Source organism: Levilactobacillus suantsaii (assembly GCF_014069315.1).
GTDB classification, from domain to species: Bacteria; Bacillota; Bacilli; order Lactobacillales; family Lactobacillaceae; genus Levilactobacillus; species Levilactobacillus suantsaii.
This window is the reverse complement of sequence record NZ_CP059603.1, coordinates 2,258,443-2,275,424: the sequence shown is the minus strand read 5'-3', so window position 1 is coordinate 2,275,424 and position 16,982 is coordinate 2,258,443. Positions and strand designations below refer to the sequence as shown.

General features: G+C 52.4%; 16 protein-coding genes. 11 read left to right on the top strand and 5 right to left on the bottom strand.

Annotated elements, in window-relative coordinates; all coding sequences use genetic code 11:
- Positions 1–83 precede the first annotated feature (83 nt).
- On the top strand, positions 84–401 hold the full coding sequence (gene trxA / locus H3M12_RS10680; protein WP_129031257.1) for a thioredoxin: 318 nt from the start codon (positions 84–86) through the stop codon (positions 399–401).
- 164 nt (positions 402–565) lie between these two features.
- Here trxA and H3M12_RS10675 read toward each other — a convergent pair whose 3' ends face one another.
- A complete protein-coding gene (locus H3M12_RS10675) occupies positions 566–1,081 on the bottom strand; it encodes a YslB family protein (RefSeq protein ID WP_129031256.1) in 516 nt (171 codons plus the stop codon).
- Positions 1,082–1,280: 199 nt separating this feature from the next.
- Here H3M12_RS10675 and murI point away from each other — a divergent pair, with 199 nt between their 5' ends.
- Genes murI through cbpB form a run of 4 tightly spaced genes read left to right on the top strand, consistent with a single transcriptional unit; the run spans position 1,281 to position 3,761 of the window.
- Entirely contained in the window at positions 1,281–2,114 is an 834-nt protein-coding gene (murI, locus tag H3M12_RS12935) for a glutamate racemase (protein WP_233449176.1), read from the top strand.
- A gap of 3 nt (positions 2,115–2,117) precedes the next feature.
- On the top strand, positions 2,118–2,717 hold the full coding sequence (locus H3M12_RS12930) for an XTP/dITP diphosphatase (protein WP_225423470.1): 600 nt from the start codon (positions 2,118–2,120) through the stop codon (positions 2,715–2,717).
- Between the two features lie 2 nt (positions 2,718–2,719).
- The gene (locus H3M12_RS10665) at positions 2,720–3,250 is read left to right on the top strand and encodes a YfcE family phosphodiesterase (RefSeq protein ID WP_129031255.1); all 531 of its coding nucleotides are present in this window, start codon (positions 2,720–2,722) and stop codon (positions 3,248–3,250) included.
- A complete protein-coding gene (gene cbpB / locus H3M12_RS10660; RefSeq protein ID WP_233449175.1) occupies positions 3,231–3,761 on the top strand; it encodes a cyclic-di-AMP-binding protein CbpB in 531 nt (176 codons plus the stop codon). Before H3M12_RS10665 ends, cbpB begins: the two co-directional genes overlap by 20 nt.
- A 73-nt stretch (positions 3,762–3,834) precedes the next feature.
- Here cbpB and H3M12_RS10655 read toward each other — a convergent pair whose 3' ends face one another.
- The gene (locus tag H3M12_RS10655) at positions 3,835–4,716 is read right to left on the bottom strand and encodes a mechanosensitive ion channel family protein (RefSeq protein WP_129031412.1); all 882 of its coding nucleotides are present in this window, start codon (positions 4,714–4,716) and stop codon (positions 3,835–3,837) included.
- Positions 4,717–4,945: 229 nt separating this feature from the next.
- Here H3M12_RS10655 and H3M12_RS10650 point away from each other — a divergent pair, with 229 nt between their 5' ends.
- Together H3M12_RS10650 and H3M12_RS10645 are read left to right on the top strand one after the other, a co-directional pair.
- Complete coding sequence (locus H3M12_RS10650; protein WP_129031253.1) at positions 4,946–5,362, top strand: DUF948 domain-containing protein; 417 nt, start codon at positions 4,946–4,948, stop codon at positions 5,360–5,362.
- 21 nt (positions 5,363–5,383) lie between these two features.
- Positions 5,384–5,812: a hypothetical protein gene (locus H3M12_RS10645; protein WP_182150712.1), complete on the top strand. Its 429-nt coding sequence runs from the start codon at positions 5,384–5,386 to the stop codon at positions 5,810–5,812.
- 363 nt (positions 5,813–6,175) lie between these two features.
- Here the strand turns inward: H3M12_RS10645 and H3M12_RS10640 are convergent, their stop codons facing one another.
- Positions 6,176–7,273, bottom strand: coding sequence for a M24 family metallopeptidase (locus H3M12_RS10640; protein WP_182150711.1), 1,098 nt, complete (start codon positions 7,271–7,273; stop codon positions 6,176–6,178).
- A gap of 198 nt (positions 7,274–7,471) precedes the next feature.
- On the opposite strand from H3M12_RS10640, the gene ccpA reads away from it, so the two are divergent.
- The 3 genes from ccpA to H3M12_RS10625 all read left to right on the top strand — a co-directional run bounded on the left by ccpA (position 7,472) and on the right by H3M12_RS10625 (position 13,370).
- The gene (gene ccpA / locus H3M12_RS10635) at positions 7,472–8,473 is read left to right on the top strand and encodes a catabolite control protein A (RefSeq protein WP_129031251.1); all 1,002 of its coding nucleotides are present in this window, start codon (positions 7,472–7,474) and stop codon (positions 8,471–8,473) included.
- A 167-nt stretch (positions 8,474–8,640) separates the two neighbouring features.
- A complete protein-coding gene (locus H3M12_RS10630) occupies positions 8,641–9,465 on the top strand; it encodes a hypothetical protein (RefSeq protein WP_225423469.1) in 825 nt (274 codons plus the stop codon).
- Between the two features lie 347 nt (positions 9,466–9,812).
- Positions 9,813–13,370 carry a leucine-rich repeat protein gene (locus H3M12_RS10625; protein ID WP_182150710.1) on the top strand — a complete coding sequence of 1,186 codons (3,558 nt, stop codon included), beginning with the start codon at positions 9,813–9,815 and terminating at the stop codon, positions 13,368–13,370.
- Positions 13,371–13,461: 91 nt separating this feature from the next.
- On the opposite strand, the gene H3M12_RS10620 is transcribed toward H3M12_RS10625, so the two are convergent.
- Both H3M12_RS10620 and H3M12_RS10615 read right to left on the bottom strand, forming a co-directional pair.
- Complete coding sequence (locus H3M12_RS10620) at positions 13,462–14,202, bottom strand: amino acid ABC transporter ATP-binding protein (RefSeq protein WP_129031248.1); 741 nt, start codon at positions 14,200–14,202, stop codon at positions 13,462–13,464.
- Entirely contained in the window at positions 14,195–15,673 is a 1,479-nt protein-coding gene (locus tag H3M12_RS10615; RefSeq protein WP_129031247.1) for an ABC transporter substrate-binding protein/permease, read from the bottom strand. Before H3M12_RS10615 ends, H3M12_RS10620 begins: the two co-directional genes overlap by 8 nt.
- Positions 15,674–16,079: 406 nt before the next feature.
- Here H3M12_RS10615 and H3M12_RS10610 point away from each other — a divergent pair, with 406 nt between their 5' ends.
- Positions 16,080–16,817, top strand: coding sequence for a YebC/PmpR family DNA-binding transcriptional regulator (locus H3M12_RS10610; protein WP_129031246.1), 738 nt, complete (start codon positions 16,080–16,082; stop codon positions 16,815–16,817).
- The last annotated feature ends 165 nt before the right edge of the window (positions 16,818–16,982 follow it).

Genomic DNA, 16,982 nt, shown 5'->3' with positions numbered 1-16,982 from the left:
CATTTCGCGTCAATCTGTTAGACTAATCAATGTAGATGATTAACAGCTACTGGTAGTTCATAACGAATTAGGGAGGCAATAAGATGGTTACAGAAACAACGGATAAAACCTTCGAAGAAGACACAGCTAAGGGCGTCACGCTGACCGATTTTTGGGCAACGTGGTGCGGCCCGTGCCGGATGCAATCACCAGTGGTGGAACAGTTGTCTGAAGAAATGGGTGATCAAGTCACGTTCACTAAGATGGACGTAGACGCTAACCCAAATACGCCCCAAAACTTCGGCATCATGAGTATTCCAACGCTGTTAGTAAAAAAGGACGGCGAAGCGGTCGACTCCATCGTGGGTTACCACTCCAAGGAACAATTAAAGAAGATTTTAGACCAATACGTTGAAGCTTAAGTACGCTCCACGTTATCTAGAATGAAGCGGCGCTTATTCGTCGCATTTGAGGGGCCAGAAGAGATTCTGACTCCTTTTTTGATTGATCATAAAAAACGTGCCTCACAAGGGTCACGTTAGCTAGAGCTAGCGCGCCGTTATGGGACACGTTTCGAAAAATTAAATTATTGGTCCTGGTCGGCGTCAGTCGTTGGTGTGATTAACTTAAGCGGCTGGGGAGCGTCATAATCGGGAATGACGTCGTTGGGGTCCGTATAAACGTTGAAGGTGACTACGTGGTCGCGTAATTTGCGCGTCGTCTCGGTCATTTCGGCCTCGGCATTAACTCCGAGTTGTTGGGCCATCATTTCGGCTAAGAAGCCGGCTTCTAAAGTAAAATCGTTGTCGGCTTTGACTTGCTTGCGTAGCTTAACGGGTTCCCCGCTTAGTTGCCAACTGGTCATCTCGGCCGTTTGGTTGAGCAATGTTAGGTCGCCAAACCCAACTTGTTGGAAGAAGGTGGCCGCGTCCGTTGGGTTGCCTAGGGGGAACTTACGGGCGAGGGATTTACCTGCCCAGTAGCCGATGGCCCCCCGGTCATCCCCTAACAGTTCTGGTATGAGCGCGTCACGCAAAATCAACTGGGGCAAATAAGGTGCGCCGGCAGCGTCGTGCATGACGGTTTGGTATAAATTCTTCAAAATTATTGACTCCTTCGTCCGATTAGTGGTCTGTTTTGTTACCATATTGTTATTATACCGTAAAATAAGAGGGGAACTGGATTTTACGATAACTTTAGACTTTTTTTAGGACCGGGGGTCATGGCATCTGACTTGAAACCGGTTCAATAAAGGATGATAATATAAGTTCAACTAATAAGCTGTGAGGAGGCGTTGAGTGATGCGCAATGATCCGATTGGATTGATGGATTCGGGAGTGGGCGGATTGACAGTATTGAAGGCGATTCACCGGCGATTGCCGGCGGAAGCCACGGTGTATTTTGGGGACCAGCAACGGTTACCATATGGCCCCCGCACCAAACAGGAGGTCCGCACGTTTGTCCGGCAAATTGCGACGTTTTTGCGGCGGACCGATCGAATTAAACTACTGGTGATTGCCTGTAACACGGCGACTGCGGCGGCCTTGCCAGCCTTACACCAAGAACTCCCCATTCCGGTCGTCGGCGTGATTGCCCCGGGCGCAAAAGCCGCGGCTAAGGTGACGCAGACGCATCGCATTGGAGTCATCGCCACGGCCGGAACGGTCAACAGCCGCAGTTACGACCGGTTGGTCCGTAAACAGGACCTGCAAAATCAGGTCACCAGTCTGGCTTGTCCGGAGTTCGTGACCTTGGCGGAAGCTAACGACCTGACCTCGCCTCACGCCCAACAAGTCGTGACCGCCAAGCTTCAGCCGTTACGCGCGGCACATTTGGACACGTTGATTTTGGGGTGTACCCACTTTCCCCTTTTACAACCGGTGATTCACCGCGCGATGGGGCCGACCGTTCACTTGGTGGACCCCGGCGTCGCGACGGCCCAACGGGTGGCCACCGTGTTGACGGAGCACCAGCTAACACGGTTAAAAACAACGCCACCCACCGCGAGATATTACACGACCGGGGATGGGGCGAGTTTCGAACGGGTGGCGCAGCAATGGTTATCGACAGCTGTCCACGTGCAGACCGTTCCACTGACCGATTTAACGCAATTAGACACATTGGAGGCTAAATAAACTATGACAGAAACACTAGTCGTTGCAACGACCAATGCCGGGAAGGCCCGTGAATTTCGGACGATTTTTGAACCGAAGGGCATCACGGTCAAGACCCTGGCAGATTTTCCAGCTTTACCCCCGATCAACGAAACGGGGCATACGTTCACCGAAAACGCGGTATTGAAGGCGACCACCGTGGATCACGCAACCCAGTTGCCGGTGTTAGCCGACGATTCGGGGTTGATGGTCGACGCCCTAGACGGAGCGCCCGGCATCTACTCCGCCCGGTATGCCGGGGACCACGATGACGCAAAGAACAAGTCCAAACTCTTGGCACAACTGCGGGGGACGGCGCCGGCTCAACGGACGGCGACCTTTCATACCTCGTTGGTGCTGGTAAAGCCTAACGGTCAACAATTGGTGACCGTGGGTGAGGTGGCCGGAACCATCTTAACGGCTCCACGGGGAACGGATGGCTTCGGGTACGACCCGTTGTTTTATGTCCCGGAAGAACACCAGACTTTCGCGGAGATGCCGCTGGCCAAGAAGAACCGGCTCAGTCACCGGGCTAAAGCCACGGCGGCGATGCTGGCAAAATTTGACGAATGGTGGGGGGCCTAGCGATGGCACGATGGTTAGTCATTAGTGATAATCACGGCGACCGGACGATTCTCGAACAATTGCGGCATCAGTTAGCCCCCGACCGCGTCTTTCACTGTGGCGATTCTGAAATGACGGTCGATGATCCCTGGTTTCAGAATACCTGGGTGGTCCGGGGCAACATGGATCGTGACCAACGGTTCCCGTTGACGGCGACTCCCAAAGTTGATGGCAGTCAGGTTCTACTAGTTCACGGACATCACGATGCGGTCAACTGGGACCTCACGCAATTAGCTTTACACGCCCAAGCCGAACAAGCCCAGGCGGTTTTCTTTGGCCACACCCACGAGTTAGCCGTGGAATTGGTCCACGGCTGCTTGTTCTTGAACCCGGGTAGTATCAGTCAACCCCGCGGGGAGTTTCGCACCTTAGGGGGCACCTGTGCGTTAGTCACGGTTACTGCTAAAAACTGGCAGGTCCAGTACTACACGCGCGACGGGCAACCCGTGCGCAAGTTGAACTTTACGTTTCCCCGTGCCACGCAGAAAGGATGACGGTATGTTAGACCCTGCAGTTGCCGACCTATTGCGGCAGACGCCCAAGAGCTATGTGATTCCGGCTGACCGGGTCGCCAACGTGACAGCCACCAATAATTTGGAGCACGCTTTGATGGTGCTGTCGAAAGTCGGCTACACGCGAATCCCCGTTTTGGCGCCCAACGACCAGCTTCAAGGATTATTGACGCTATCTTCGGTCACGGACCGTTTGTTACGAGTTAAGGGGGCGGCCGTGGAACAACTGCGGACGGTTCAAGTCGCCGACGTGATGTTGCCGGTGACCCACTGGGTCGATGATCCTGCTAAATTAGAACTGATTTTGAACCTGTTGGTGGATGAACCGTTCGTCCCTTTGGTGGGAGAACAAATGATTTTTCGGGGCATCATTACCCGTCGGGAGATTCTAAAACGCGTTAACTACTTAGCCCATAACTTGGACAACCAGTATCAGGTCATCCCCAAACAGACTGAGCAGACACTGAGTCAAGATTCTTGGCCTAAATCATAAACACGTTACTAAAAAACGCGCATTACATAACCGGAGAAGCTGGTTATGCGATGCGCGTTTGGTTATTTGACGATTAAGCTTGATGGGATGTGGAGGTATGGGTCGGCAGGTGAATGCCCGCTTGCCGAATAGCCTTCAAGTAGGCCGTGAGAAAGATGGCCTGTAGGTTGAACTGACTCCCGTTTTTAGTCATGAGAATGACTTGGTAGACCAATTCACCGGTCGGCAAAGTCACGACGCCCATGATGACGGGGTCCTCGATGATGCTCGGGTGCTGCGGGACCAACTGGTCGTTGACCGTGTCGATGATGGGCCGCAATTCCTCGATCGGCGTCGTCGTCGCAATGGGGATGTTGACCAAAGCCCGCATGTTATTGCGCGACCGGTTGGAGACGATGGTGATGTTGCGGTTGGGAATGAAGTTGACCGTCCCGTCGACACCGGTGACCTGGGTGGTACGTAACCCAATGGCAGTGACGATACCTTCGATGGTCCCAATCTTGACCGCGTCACCCACATCGAGCTGTTGTTCCAGGAGGATGGAAATCCCGGTAACCAAGTCACTGACGAAACCTTGAGCACCCAGCCCTAAAGCCAGACTGAAGATTCCGGCCCCAGCGACCAAAGTGCCCACCGGAACGCCTAATGTGGATAGAATGGCGTAAAGCCAAAAGAATAGAATGGTGTAATGGAACAGGTTCATGGTCAGCATGCTGATGGTCTGCAGGCGATTGGTCGACTGCTGGGTCTTAGATTTACCCTGTAAGTAACGCTTGAAGCTGTGGTTCAAGATGGCCTTACCAATGAGGTTAATCAAAAAGAAGAGCACGGTCAGTGCCAGTAAGGCGAAGAAGCGGCTGGTGACCAGGTGGAGAAAGGACTCCCAGTCAAATGATTTAAGGTAATTTTTGAACCACGAACTCGATTTGAGAGAAGTGGTGACGGCTGTTTGGATCGTCAAGCGACGAACCTCCTTTATAAAGAATGGGGCCCGGTCAACTGAAAGTCATGGTTGACGGCGAGCCAAGTGGTCAATCTGCCAAGCTCTAGTTTAGCAGATTTCCGGGCTGACGCCTATGATTAGACCGGAAATTGCGAAATTGGGGTGGGGTTTTAATTGCACCCCCGGCGTGACAATGCTATTCTATGGGTAAGTCATTAAGTATGCATAAGGAGGGGTTGTCATGACCGGGGGACAGATAGCAGGCTTGATTGCAGCAATTGCGTTGTTGATCTTGGTGCTCTTCATTGGGATGTTCTTAGTCAAATTAAACAAAACGTTAACCGAGGTTAATCGTTCGATGAAAACCGTGACCGATGATGTCGATACGTTGAGCAAGCAAACGGAAAACATCATGGCTAACGCTAACGAATTATTGAAGGACGTGAACCAGAAGGTCGCTACGATCGACCCGGTTTTCCAAGCTGCGGCGGACTTGGGTGAAAGCGTCTCCGATTTGAACACGGCGACGCGTAAATTGACCGACCGGGTCGGCGTCACGGCGACCCGTAAGTCGTCAGTGGCGGCGCGCATGAGTAAGACGGCATTTGATCTGTACCGGAATCGGCGCCATAAGCACAAGCAGACGACAGTCGACTAATACGGAAGGGAAGTCATCAGAATGGCAAAGCACAAGTTATTAGCAGGATTAATTTTAGGCGGTGCAGCCTACGCGGCCTACCAAGCTTTGGATTTGGAAAAACGTGAGGCCTTGAAAGATATGGTGCGTAAACAAGGGGATGCCTTGAAGGATCGCGCCGTGGACTATGCCTTTTACGCGGCTGATGCCTTAGACGACTTTAAGGAAAACCTTCACGATCACTTGGACACTGATGAAGACGATGACGAGCCAGAAGATTGGCGGACGGCGAGTGATGAAAGCGCTGAAGCGACCGATGACGACATCGTGTTGAGTAGTGACCAAGTTTCCAGTATGGACAGTGAGACGGCGACTGAATCAGAGACCGACTCTTCTGAAAGTACGGCCGCGACCGATACGGCAAGTGAAGCCTCCACGTCGGCGACGACTCAACCAGGTACACCGGCTTAACGGTTGCCATAACCTAAAGTAAAGATCGGTGTTCAAGTGACCCTCCAAGATTGGAGATTAAAGCCAATCCTGGGGGGTCACTGTGTTTCCCCTTTTTGAGTATCGCGAGTGGGGGAAGTGATGCCCCTTTGCAAGAAATTTTATGATACATTGGTGTCCAAGTCTGGTAAAATGATGATAGCTCATAGCGGGGACGTCTTTGCTTTTCGTGGTTGTTAGGTGATTAAACCCGCTATGGGTCTTTTTAGTGATTTGGTGTCTGTCAACGTAAGGCAGCACAACATAAAACCCCTAGGGTGGCTTTTAAGGGCCAACCTGGGGGTGTTTTTAATTTCGATGATTTTTTAAGCTATTGGGTGCAACTTAACCGACGTAAGTGAGTTCCTTTGACGTGTGGGTGAAGGGGAGACTGCCGTCAGCGGTGACGTGGACGCAGTCTTCGATACGAACACCCGCCACACCAGGGATGTAGATACCGGGCTCAATGGAGAAGCACATGCCGGGTTCTAAGACCAGGTCGTTGCCCGCCATGATGGACGGAAATTCGTGGTCGCTCATGCCCATGCCGTGGCCTAACCGATGAATGAAGTATTCGCCATAACCGGCCTTAGTGATGATGGCGCGGGCAATCTTGTCGAGTTGGGCGGCCGTGATACCAGGCTTAACGGCAGCTTGGGCCGTTAACTGGGCTTCTAAGCAAACGTCATAGATTTCCTTTTGCTTGGCGGTTGGCGTACCCAAGGCAACGGTCCGGGAAGCATCCGAAATGTAGCCTTGGTAGACGTTCCCGAGGTCGAACAAGACTAATTCGTTAGTGGCAAATTTGGTATCGTTGGTTGCCCCGTGGGGTTCCGCGGCGTGGGCGCCAGCTTGGACCAGACTGCCGAAGGACATCTCCATGATGCCTTCCTTCATTAAAGCGTACTGCAGTTCGGCAACAGCGGATTGTTCCGTGCGACCGGCTTTCACGGCGGCAAAGCCATGTTCAAAGGCGAAATCGTCCCACTTTCCAGCGATTTCCAGCTTCTTGATTTCGTCGGCGGACTTGATCAGGCGCATGTGGTCGATGAAGCTGGTGATATCGATATCGAAGGTCGGGTGGTTCAACTGAGCGCCTAAGGCTTCCATTCGGGCCACCTGTAGTTGTCCCTTTTCCAGGGCGATGTGCGTGGGGGCAACGTGGCGTGCCTTGACTTGGTCGGCGATTAACGCCCAGGGATTTTCGTGATCTAGGTAACCGATGACTGGGAAGGCCCAACCAGTGGCTTTGATAACTTCCACTTCTAGCGCGGGAGCGAAGATAAAGGGATCTTGGTCGGGAAAGACGACTAAAGCGAGGACCCGTTCGATGGGGTCACTGCCAAAACCAGTTAAATATTGGATGGTTTTGGGATTGCTGAGGTAAGTCATATCCGCGTGGTGTTCCGCGGTCCATTGCTGGATCTGTTCGAGTTTTGTCATGTCATCACCCTTTCAAAAGTTAGCCTCATTATAGCATAGCCAGGCTCTTAGCTTGAAAATTCAGTGAAATTAGGGTATTCTTTGGGATGAAAGCGTTTTCAGTTCTTGCACGCCAAACTAACTTTTTGTATACTAGTTCAAGTCGCATGAAAACGGATGAAAACAACTTAAAACAGAAAAGAAAGGGCTATCGTTATTATGGAAAAGCAGACAGTAACAATTTACGATGTGGCGCGTGAAGCGGCAGTTTCCATGGCCACCGTCTCCCGGGTGGTCAATGGCAATCCGAACGTTAAACCAGCAACTCGGAAGAAAGTATTGGAGGTCATTGATCGTCTGGACTACCGGCCAAACGCCGTCGCTCGTGGCTTAGCTAGTAAGAAGACCACCACGGTCGGGGTTATCATTCCGGACGTCACCAACGTGTACTTTGCCTCGTTAGCACGAGGAATCGATGACATTGCGATGATGTACAAGTATAACATCATTTTGACCAACTCCGATGAAAATGGGGGCAAAGAGGTTCAGGTGCTGAACACTCTGATGGCTAAACAGGTCGACGGAATTATTTTCATGGGTAACCAAGTAACCCCCGAACTCCGCGATGAGTTTAAACGGTCAAAGGCGCCAATCGTTTTGGCGGGTTCAGTGGACGAAGAACAGAACCAACCGAGCGTCAACATTGACTACGTGGCTGCAGTGGCAGAAGCTGTTAAGAATTTGATTGATCACGGGAACCGCAAGATTGCCTTTGTGTCCGGGTCGATGGATGAGGCCATTAACCATGATTACCGCTTGAAAGGCTACAAGAAAGCCTTGAAAGATGCGGGGATCGCTTACGATGACAAGCTGATTTTTGAAACGGATTACACTTACAAGGCGGGGCAAGCTTTGGAGCCCGCGTTGATGTCGACGGGAGCTACGGCGGCCTTTGTTGGCGACGACGAACTGGCAGCTGGGGTGATGAACGGTTTGACCGATGCCCAAGTCGCTGTCCCAGATGACTTTGAAGTCATCACCAGTAACGATACCAAGTTAACGGAATTGGTTCGGCCAAAGATGAGTTCTATCACGCAACCGTTGTACGATATTGGTGCCGTTGCGATGCGGTTGTTAACTAAATTAATGAACAACGAAACGGTCGACGACAAAACGGTCATCTTACCTTATGGGCTGATGAAGCGGAGTTCGACCAAGTAAGCAATCCGGATTGGGCCACAAGAAAAGCGGCTCTCAACCTGGTTTGTGTGAGGGCCGGGACGGTTTGGCGTTCCGGCCTTTTTCACCTTAAGCCCCCCTTAACCTTTTAACCATTAAGATGTGCTACAATAAGTAACAATAAATTTCTAGTCATGGAGGTGGCTGGTGTGAGTGAAAACACTCGAATGGCCCGTTACCATCCCACAGAACCTAAACAGGCCCCGGACCCCCAACCACAGGCCACTTATCAGCGGCGCCCCGCGTTAGGGCGTTGGTTGGCCGTTTTGGTTCTTCTGTTAACGGTAACGGTTGGCCTTAAACTGACCGTTTTTAACGCGACGTATACGGCCGGTGTAGTCTCCCGGTCGACGGTGGGGGAACGTGTCATCAACCGGTTGAATAATAAACTTAGTGATTTAGGCGTGACGGGAAATCCGGTGACTGCGAGCGTTGCGCAACCTTATCTGGCGATGGGGGTGGCCCAGTTGTATGGTCAATCGGCTAATTCCGTTGATGCAACCGAATTGACCAGTGCGATTGAGACACAGGCCTCGACAGATGGCGTGTCCGCTAGTACCTCGTTGACCAAAAGCATTGCCCAACGAGCAGAGAAGCTTGTGACGAAGACCTTTAACACGACGGCCATGCAGACAGCGGCTAGTCAGTTACAATGGGCTCGGCAGCTGAACTTCTACGTGCTGGTCGCGGCGTTACTCTTAACTGCGGTGACAGTGGGGTACGCGTTAAGCGTCCACCATTTCTGGGCCGGTTTGGGACCTGGTTTGACGTTGGGGGGCTTGTTAGCTGTGATTGTCGGCGTGGTGGGCTGGTTCATATTGCCAGTTATGTTGCCCAACACGACCACCACGGTGACCCACTTATTAACCTCGATTGGCCATAGTGGCCTGGGCGTCTTGATCTTTGTTGGCGGGGGTGAAATTGTCTTAGGCCTCCTCGCCTTACTCGGTCACCGCACGTTTCGGTCCGCGTAACTAATTGAATGTTAAAACAGTGTCATTAGCTCGGGAGAGACTCCCGGGCTTTTTTGTTGTTTCAACAAGTATGGGTGGGGAAAGTGGCAACGTGCGAATAATTAATTACCCACTCAACCTATAAAAGGATAATGGACTAACTAAAGCTGGTAAAAAACTACCACTGGGTAAGCGTCCGCTTTATGATGTAAACGGATTTGAAACCAGCTATCTGATGGGATTACGAGCTGGTCGGGGTACTTAATGCAACCCATAATTAATAGTTGCAATTAATAGATAATCGCTTAATATATTTGGCAGAGCCTCATTTTAATCAGAGTGGGCGACAGAATCTTGGGGGGATCAACATGCCAGTGAAACAAGGGACCACAAAACAAATTTTGACACAGCGTTGGGCCATTACGGCAGCCACTGTAGCGGCGATTGGAATCGGCGTCACCACTGTGCCTGGGCACGCGGACGAAACTTCGGCAGCGGCTAGTTCAGCACAAGCGACAGTGAGTGCGGCTCAGACCACCACAACGAGTCAAGCGACGTTAAGTTCGTCTTCAGCGGTAAGCTCGGCGGCGAGTTCAGAAGCGACGCCAAACCGGAGCGCAACTGCTAGTTCGGCCACAAGTAGTGCTGTGACAAAAGCACTGAGTTCCGCTGAAACGCCAGTTAGTTCTGGGGCGGTGACGAGCACGGCACAACCAGGTAGTTTAGCCGCCAATTCAACAGCGACTGTGAGTTCAAGTGCGGCAGCAGGGAGTGGTCATTTGGCGGCTAGTTCTGTGGCTGCATCAGTAGCGGCGACCATTACCAATGATGCGCAGGGGACGGGGCAAGGCACAGCTTCAGCCGGCAAGGCAACGGTCGCCCAAGCCGCGCAGCAAGCTACGGCTACCAGTTTACAAATTCCGGTCGTACCAACCGTTACGGCCGCAGCCACGGCGGCTAAGACGCCCGCTTATGCGGACAGTAGCGTGTTTGATTGGCAATTGAACGCCGATGGCACTGCGACGATTACGGGAGTCACCCAGCAAGTGACCGGAACGTTGAATTTACCCCCGACTTATACAGTCAATGGGCAGACTTATACGGTCACGGGAATTGGTGCGGCAGCCTTTGCATCGCAAACCGGGTTGACGGATGGATTGACCGGCGTGGTCTTTGCCAACGGACTGATCACGATTGGGGATTCCGCGTTTGCGTATTTACCGAATCTCCAGCTGGTCGATTTTTCGGCTAACCAGACGCTCCAGACGATTGGGCGGGAAGCCTTCGTTGCCGATGGGCTGACGCAACTGGTCTTACCTGCTAGTGTGACTAGCATTGGTGAAGCAGCGTTCACCTATAATAATACGTTGACCACGGTGACGCTGCCTGCCGCGTTGACGTCACTGGGCGACACGGCCTTTGCGAGTTGCGCCCAGTTGACTAGTGTTGATTTGACACCGGCTACGGGGCTGACCACAATTACCGCGCACGCCTTTGAAAACGACCCGCTGACGACTTTAGTGATTCCCGCCAACATCCAAACGATTGGTGAAGCAGCGTTTGCCAATAACGTGCACCTGACCACGTTGACCTTTGCGCCGGCTAGCCAATTGACCACGATTGAAAAAGATGCGTTTATCTATGATTGTGAGTTGACTGATCTGGTCTTACCAGATGCTGTGACGACGATTGGCGACCAGGCTTTCTTGGCGAATGCCAAACTAGCAACGTTAACGTTAGGAGCGGGCCTACAAACGATTGGGGTCAATGCGTTCACCTACGATAATGCACTGACCACGGTCGATTGGGCGCCGGCTCAACAGCTCCAAACGATTGGCGCCGGCGCCTTTGAATATGACAGTATCATGGGTGACTTGCCGGTGTTGGCGAGCCTCACCACGATTGGTGAGGCGGCGCTAGCAGGCAACCAACTGAATAGTGTGGTCTTCGGCGATCAACTGGTGACTATCGGGGACGCGGCGTTTAGCTTTAACCACTTGACGGGGAGCCTCGTGGTTCCCGAAACGGTTACCAGCGTGGGTGAACGGGCGTTTTACGGTAACGAATTAACTGCGGCTACTGTGGGCGATGCGACCACCTTAGGAGTGGACGCGCTGTCTTATAACCGTTTGACCACGTTACACGGGCCAACGGTCAGTGATATCGTGGCTGATGAGCAACTGGTGACCACCTTTAAGATGGCCCCGGACACATTACCGTTGACCGATTTATTCGATTTGAATCTCGGCGGCCAAACGACGGCGGATCTCACCCTCAGTAATCTCACCAATGGCGTCACATTAGTAAATGGTCAATTGATAATCCCGCAGGGGACGGATCGGTTCACCTTCGACTGGGCCTTGCCGCTGACGACGGGGGCGACCGCTTACTCTGGAACTTATACGGTCATCTTGGACAATCCGGATATCAAAGTCACGGATTCGACCATTTTCGCGGGAAGCACTTGGACGCCGAGTGATAACTTCGTCAGTGCGGTCACACCACAGGGCGACGATTTGACACTGGACCAATTGACGACGGTCGGTAACGTGGACACGACTCAGGCGGGAACCTATCAGGTGACTTACCAGTACCTGGCGAACGGGGCCGTGGTTTCGGCGCAGACCGCTACCGTGACGGTGCTCAAGCGAACCGCCACGTACCGCTTGACCGGAAGTTCGACCACGACTTATACGGGGCAGACTCCCACGTTAGACGGCAGTGGTTACCGGATTGTGTTGCCCGATGGGACCATTTGTGAGTTGACCACGGGTGATCTCGATTTCACGGGAACTGCGACCGCCCCCACCGCGGTTGGAACTTATGCAGTGGGGCTCTCAGCAGCGGGTCAAGCGAAACTAGCCGCTCAGCCAGCCTCGCAAATGTACGATTGGGTCGCAAACACTACTGGGGCCACGGCGACCATTACACCCGCACCGGTGACCATCACCCCTAATAACGTTGTGGTCTATGTGGGCGAGACGCCGACGTTGACTGCGACCGTCAGTGGCCAGCCAGTTGATGGGGTGCCGGTTGACTATACTTTTGCACCGGTGACCACCACGACGGCGGGGTATCAAGATATCCAGGTGATTTTGGGCGCTAACCCGAACTATACGGTGACCCTCCAGCCGGGACGGTTGACCGTGTTGGCTTCTCAGCAGACCTTATTGGGAACGGATTACACCTGGACGATTGGCGACCCAACGCCCACGGCTGCCGACTTCAATGCCAGTGCCACGGATAAAACGGGGGCGGCGATTCTCGTGACGGTCGATTTGAGTCAAGCCGAATTGACACAGGCAGGGGATTATCCGGTCACGCTCACCACGAGTGACGGACAAACCAAGACCGTGACGTTACACGTCGTGGCCGCGACCACGGGTGGTGACACCGGCGGCGGGAATGGGGCGGTGACGCCAGGGGAGGATCCGGACCAGGGCGTCGACCCTGACACGCCAAGTAGTCCGGACCCAACACCAGTCGTACCGGACCCAGCACCCACGCCAACGACACCAGGAAGTAATCTGCCGGCGGATAAGTCAACGGACGGCGAAACGCACCGCGTGATTGGGGATGCCGCCGTCCCTAAGACGGTCACCGGGAGCGCACTGGTGCGGTCGTTAAAGACGAATCCGCGTTTGCGGGTTCCAGGTTCAACGGGCACTTCAACGACTTCTACTCGGCAAGCAAATGGGTATCGGGGGCACGGCGTTCAATCGCTAGCGACGAGTCACGGTAAAACGACGCAACTTGCCAAAAGCAAAACCAACCCAACGACGCCAAGGTCAACCATTAAGGTGGCTCAAGCAACGGTCTTGCCACAAACCAATGAAAACCCACTTCACGGTCGGTTGTGGGCCGCGATAGGGCTGATTCTCGGTGCGCTGGGGTTGAAACGGTTCCGCCGGCACACGGATGAGTAATTGAATTTAATATGAATAAGTAAGATAAGTAAAAGTGCGTCCCCAAGAAATCATCATCTCTTGGGGACGCACTTTTAAGTCGTTTGTGAGGTTACATTAAGATTTTAGAGAGGAAGTCCTTGGCCCGGTCGGTCTTGGGGTGGGCGAAGAAATCCGCCGGGGTACTGTTTTCTTGGATGTACCCGTCGTCCATGAACCAGACCCGGTCGGCCACGGACTTCGCAAAGCCCATTTCGTGGGTCACGACGACCATGGTCATTCCCTGAGCGGCTAAGTCTTGCATAACGTTGAGGACTTCACCGACCATTTCGGGGTCTAGGGCCGACGTGGGTTCGTCAAAGAGCATGACCTTGGGGTTCATAGCCAGGGCCCGGGCGATAGCGACCCGTTGAGCTTGCCCCCCGGAAAGACTGGTTGGGAAAGCATCGGCGTGGTCGTCCAAGTTGACCTGTTGGAGTAACTGGTGGGCTAACTTGGTGGCTTCATCGTTACCCATGCCCTTGACCTTCATTGGGGCCAACTTGATGTTTTCTAGCACGGACATGTTCGGGAAGAGGTTAAAGCTTTGAAATACCATTCCCATTTCTTCTCGCAAGGCGTTGACCCGTTTGGTGTCTAGCGTGGTCAGGTCTTGGCCATCAAAGGAGACTTGGCCACTGGTCGGGGTCTCGAGTAAGTTCAAGCACCGCAGAAAGGTACTCTTCCCACTCCCGGAAGGGCCGATGACGACCACGACTTGACCGGGGTCGACCTGTTCAGTGATGTCTTTAAGCACCACGTTTTTGTCGAAATTCTTGGCGAGGTTCTTGACCTCAATGATCGGTTTAGTCATGTTGCATTCTCCTTTCGAAGTAGTTCAAAATCCGCGAGGCGGTAAAGGTCATGATAAAGTATAGCACCATGATGACCGCAATGGGAGCCACGCCCCGGTAGGTATCGGACCGCACGATGTTGCTTTGGAAAATCAGTTCGGAGACCCCGATGATCGAGACGATGGAACTATCCTTGATTAAGGTGATAAATTCGTTTCCAAGTGATGGCCAGATGTTCTTTAACGCTTGAGGGAGCACCACGTAACGTAACGTTGAGGCGCTGGTTAACCCTAGGCTCCGAGCGGCTTCGGTTTGGCCTTCGTCTACGGAGTTAATCCCACCCCGAATGTATTCGGCGATGTACGCCCCGGAGTTCAACGAAATGGCGATAATCCCGGAAGTCAAAGCGGGGAGGTTCACGATGAGGCCTAATCCGAAGTAGACGAACATAACCTGGACCATCATTGGTGTCCCCCGAATGAATTCGACGTAGGCTGTAGCTAACCACCGCAAACCGGTCTTGAGGACGCCACCGTGTGCCATCCGGGCCAGCGACAAGATAACCCCTAAGATGAACCCGAAGAACACGGAGCAGACCGTGATGATCAAGGTGTATTTGACCCCGGTCAAGAAGGCTTTCCAGTAGTGCCACATGCTGGTGTTAACGGTGTTGGTCTTCAAATGCTTCCCGGCAGCGGGTAAGTACTTTTTGTTGACCAAGTTTTGTTTGCGAATCTGGTCGACAGACTTGTTGGCGGCGTTGACCAAGGAAGTCGAGCCCTTCTTAAAGGCCACGGCCGCACTAGTATCGGAAGAACTTAGATCAAAGTGGCTGGGAATCATGGCCAGTTGCTTGTTGTTCGCTACGTAGGCTTGTGCGGATGGCTTTTCCATCGCGACCCCATCGATTTTATGGCTTTGCAGGGCCAAAATCAGGTCGGACACGGAGGTCATCCCCTTGACCTTGGTGCCGGTCGTTTGCTTCTTGGTTTCGTTAAACATGGTCGACCCCGTTTGGGCACCAATCGTCTTCCCCTTGAAGGAATCCTTGTCCTTGTACAGGCCCTTTTCGCTCTTGTTGACCACGATGCTGTAACCACCTTGGTAGTACAGGTGGGTGAAGTCAACGTTCTTCTTCCGCGCGGGGGTCGGGTTCATCCCGGAGATGACCATGTCGACCTTACCAGTCTGCAAGGCGACCAGTAAGGAATCGAACGACATTGACTTGACGACTAGCTTGACGCCTAAGTCCTTGGCAATTTTTTGGCCGACCGCGACGTCCATGCCGACGATTTTGCTTTTGCCGTGGACCGTGGCTTGGAATTCATAGGGCGGGTAGTCGGGGGACGTCCCCATGACCAGCTTGCCCTTCTTTTGCACCTGGCTCAATGAGTCATCGGTGGCAGCTTGTGCCGTCGTGGGGGTCAGGGCTCCCCAACCGATGAACAGAGCGAAGGCAAGAGCGAAAATAAATGCTAATTTTTTCTTCATACCGAATTAATGCTCCTCTTTTATTGAATGATTGACCCTTATTATAGCGACAAATGTTTATTTATACAAGACATAGTTTCTAAAAACACATTTTATACATAAATTATTCTTATACGCAGGTTAAAAACGCACTGTATAGCTGTTTTTAAAATGTATATTATTTGATAATTTATGTATAGTTTAGGGGGGCTGATTTGAAGTAGGCCTTACTAATGAAGAAAGGGCCCCATCATAAGGCGCTATGGTGGCCCCAAAATGGGTTGCGGACAGATGGGTTGGTAAAGCCAGCTAGGGGGCGCCATGGCGGGATGGACGTTTATCTTGAAAAGGGCCCAAAGTGGTGCTAAAATTAACATTGTCTGTTTTATATGGATATATAAATTTATTAGAAAAGAGGAGTTACGAGATGTCAGGACACTCTAAATGGCATAACATTCAAGGGCGTAAAAACGCCCAGGATGCAAAACGTGGAAAAATTTTCCAAAAGATCTCACGTGATTTGTACCAAGCTGCAAAAGCAGGTGGTGTTGATCCCGACGGTAACCCTCAACTTCGTTTGGAAATGGACAAGGCCCGGGCAGCTAACATGCCGAAGGACAACATCAAGCGTGCGCTTGACAAGGCTTCCGGTGTTGGCGGTGCCAAGTTCGAAGAAATCACCTACGAAGGTTACGGTCCTGGCGGGACGGCAATCATGGTGGCAGCGTTAACGGATAACAAGAACCGGACGGCTGCGGCTGTACGGTCGGCGTTCACGCACCATGGTGGCTCATTAGGCGCTGCTGGTTCCGTTTCCTACATGTTCGACCGTAAGGGTTACATTGTAATCTTACGTGACGGCTTGGACACGGATGAAGATACGATGTTGATGGATGCTTTAGATGCCGGTGCGGACGACATGGAAACGACCGATGATGAATTCACCATCTGGACGGATCCTTCACAAGAAACGGCTGTCCGTGACGCGTTACAGGACAAGGGCTACAAGTTAGACACTTCCGAAGTACGGATGTTCCCGCAGAACACCACTGAAGTACCAGAAGCCAAAGTTTCCCAGTACCAAGGCTTGATCGACGAACTGGAAAACAACGACGATATTTCGGATATTTACGAAGCCGCCGTTTTGCCTGAAGGCGTGGAATAACAACACAAGATGAGAAGGCCGCGGGCAACTTGCCGGTGGCCTTTTTTGTGGGCTGAAAACGCGATGATTAGAACTGCAAAGTGGCGCGCCAAGATGACTTGTCTTGGCGCGCCACTTTTTGTCCGGTTCGGGAATGACGTTTATTTTAAGCTTTTCAAACTTTAA

Bases quoted from the DNA above. Each gene is read 5' to 3' on its own strand.
- trxA (WP_129031257.1), top strand. From the start codon at position 84: ATGGTTACAGAAACAACGGATAAAACCTTCGAAGAAGACACAGCTAAG.
- murI (WP_233449176.1), top strand. From the start codon at position 1,281: ATGCGCAATGATCCGATTGGATTGATGGATTCGGGAGTGGGCGGATTG.
- H3M12_RS12930 (WP_225423470.1), top strand. From the start codon at position 2,118: ATGACAGAAACACTAGTCGTTGCAACGACCAATGCCGGGAAGGCCCGT.
- H3M12_RS10665 (WP_129031255.1), top strand. From the start codon at position 2,720: ATGGCACGATGGTTAGTCATTAGTGATAATCACGGCGACCGGACGATT.
- H3M12_RS10650 (WP_129031253.1), top strand. From the start codon at position 4,946: ATGACCGGGGGACAGATAGCAGGCTTGATTGCAGCAATTGCGTTGTTG.
- H3M12_RS10645 (WP_182150712.1), top strand. From the start codon at position 5,384: ATGGCAAAGCACAAGTTATTAGCAGGATTAATTTTAGGCGGTGCAGCC.
- H3M12_RS10640 (WP_182150711.1), bottom strand. From the start codon at position 7,273: ATGACAAAACTCGAACAGATCCAGCAATGGACCGCGGAACACCACGCG.
- ccpA (WP_129031251.1), top strand. From the start codon at position 7,472: ATGGAAAAGCAGACAGTAACAATTTACGATGTGGCGCGTGAAGCGGCA.
- H3M12_RS10625 (WP_182150710.1), top strand. From the start codon at position 9,813: ATGCCAGTGAAACAAGGGACCACAAAACAAATTTTGACACAGCGTTGG.
- H3M12_RS10620 (WP_129031248.1), bottom strand. From the start codon at position 14,202: ATGACTAAACCGATCATTGAGGTCAAGAACCTCGCCAAGAATTTCGAC.
- H3M12_RS10615 (WP_129031247.1), bottom strand. From the start codon at position 15,673: ATGAAGAAAAAATTAGCATTTATTTTCGCTCTTGCCTTCGCTCTGTTC.
- H3M12_RS10610 (WP_129031246.1), top strand. From the start codon at position 16,080: ATGTCAGGACACTCTAAATGGCATAACATTCAAGGGCGTAAAAACGCC.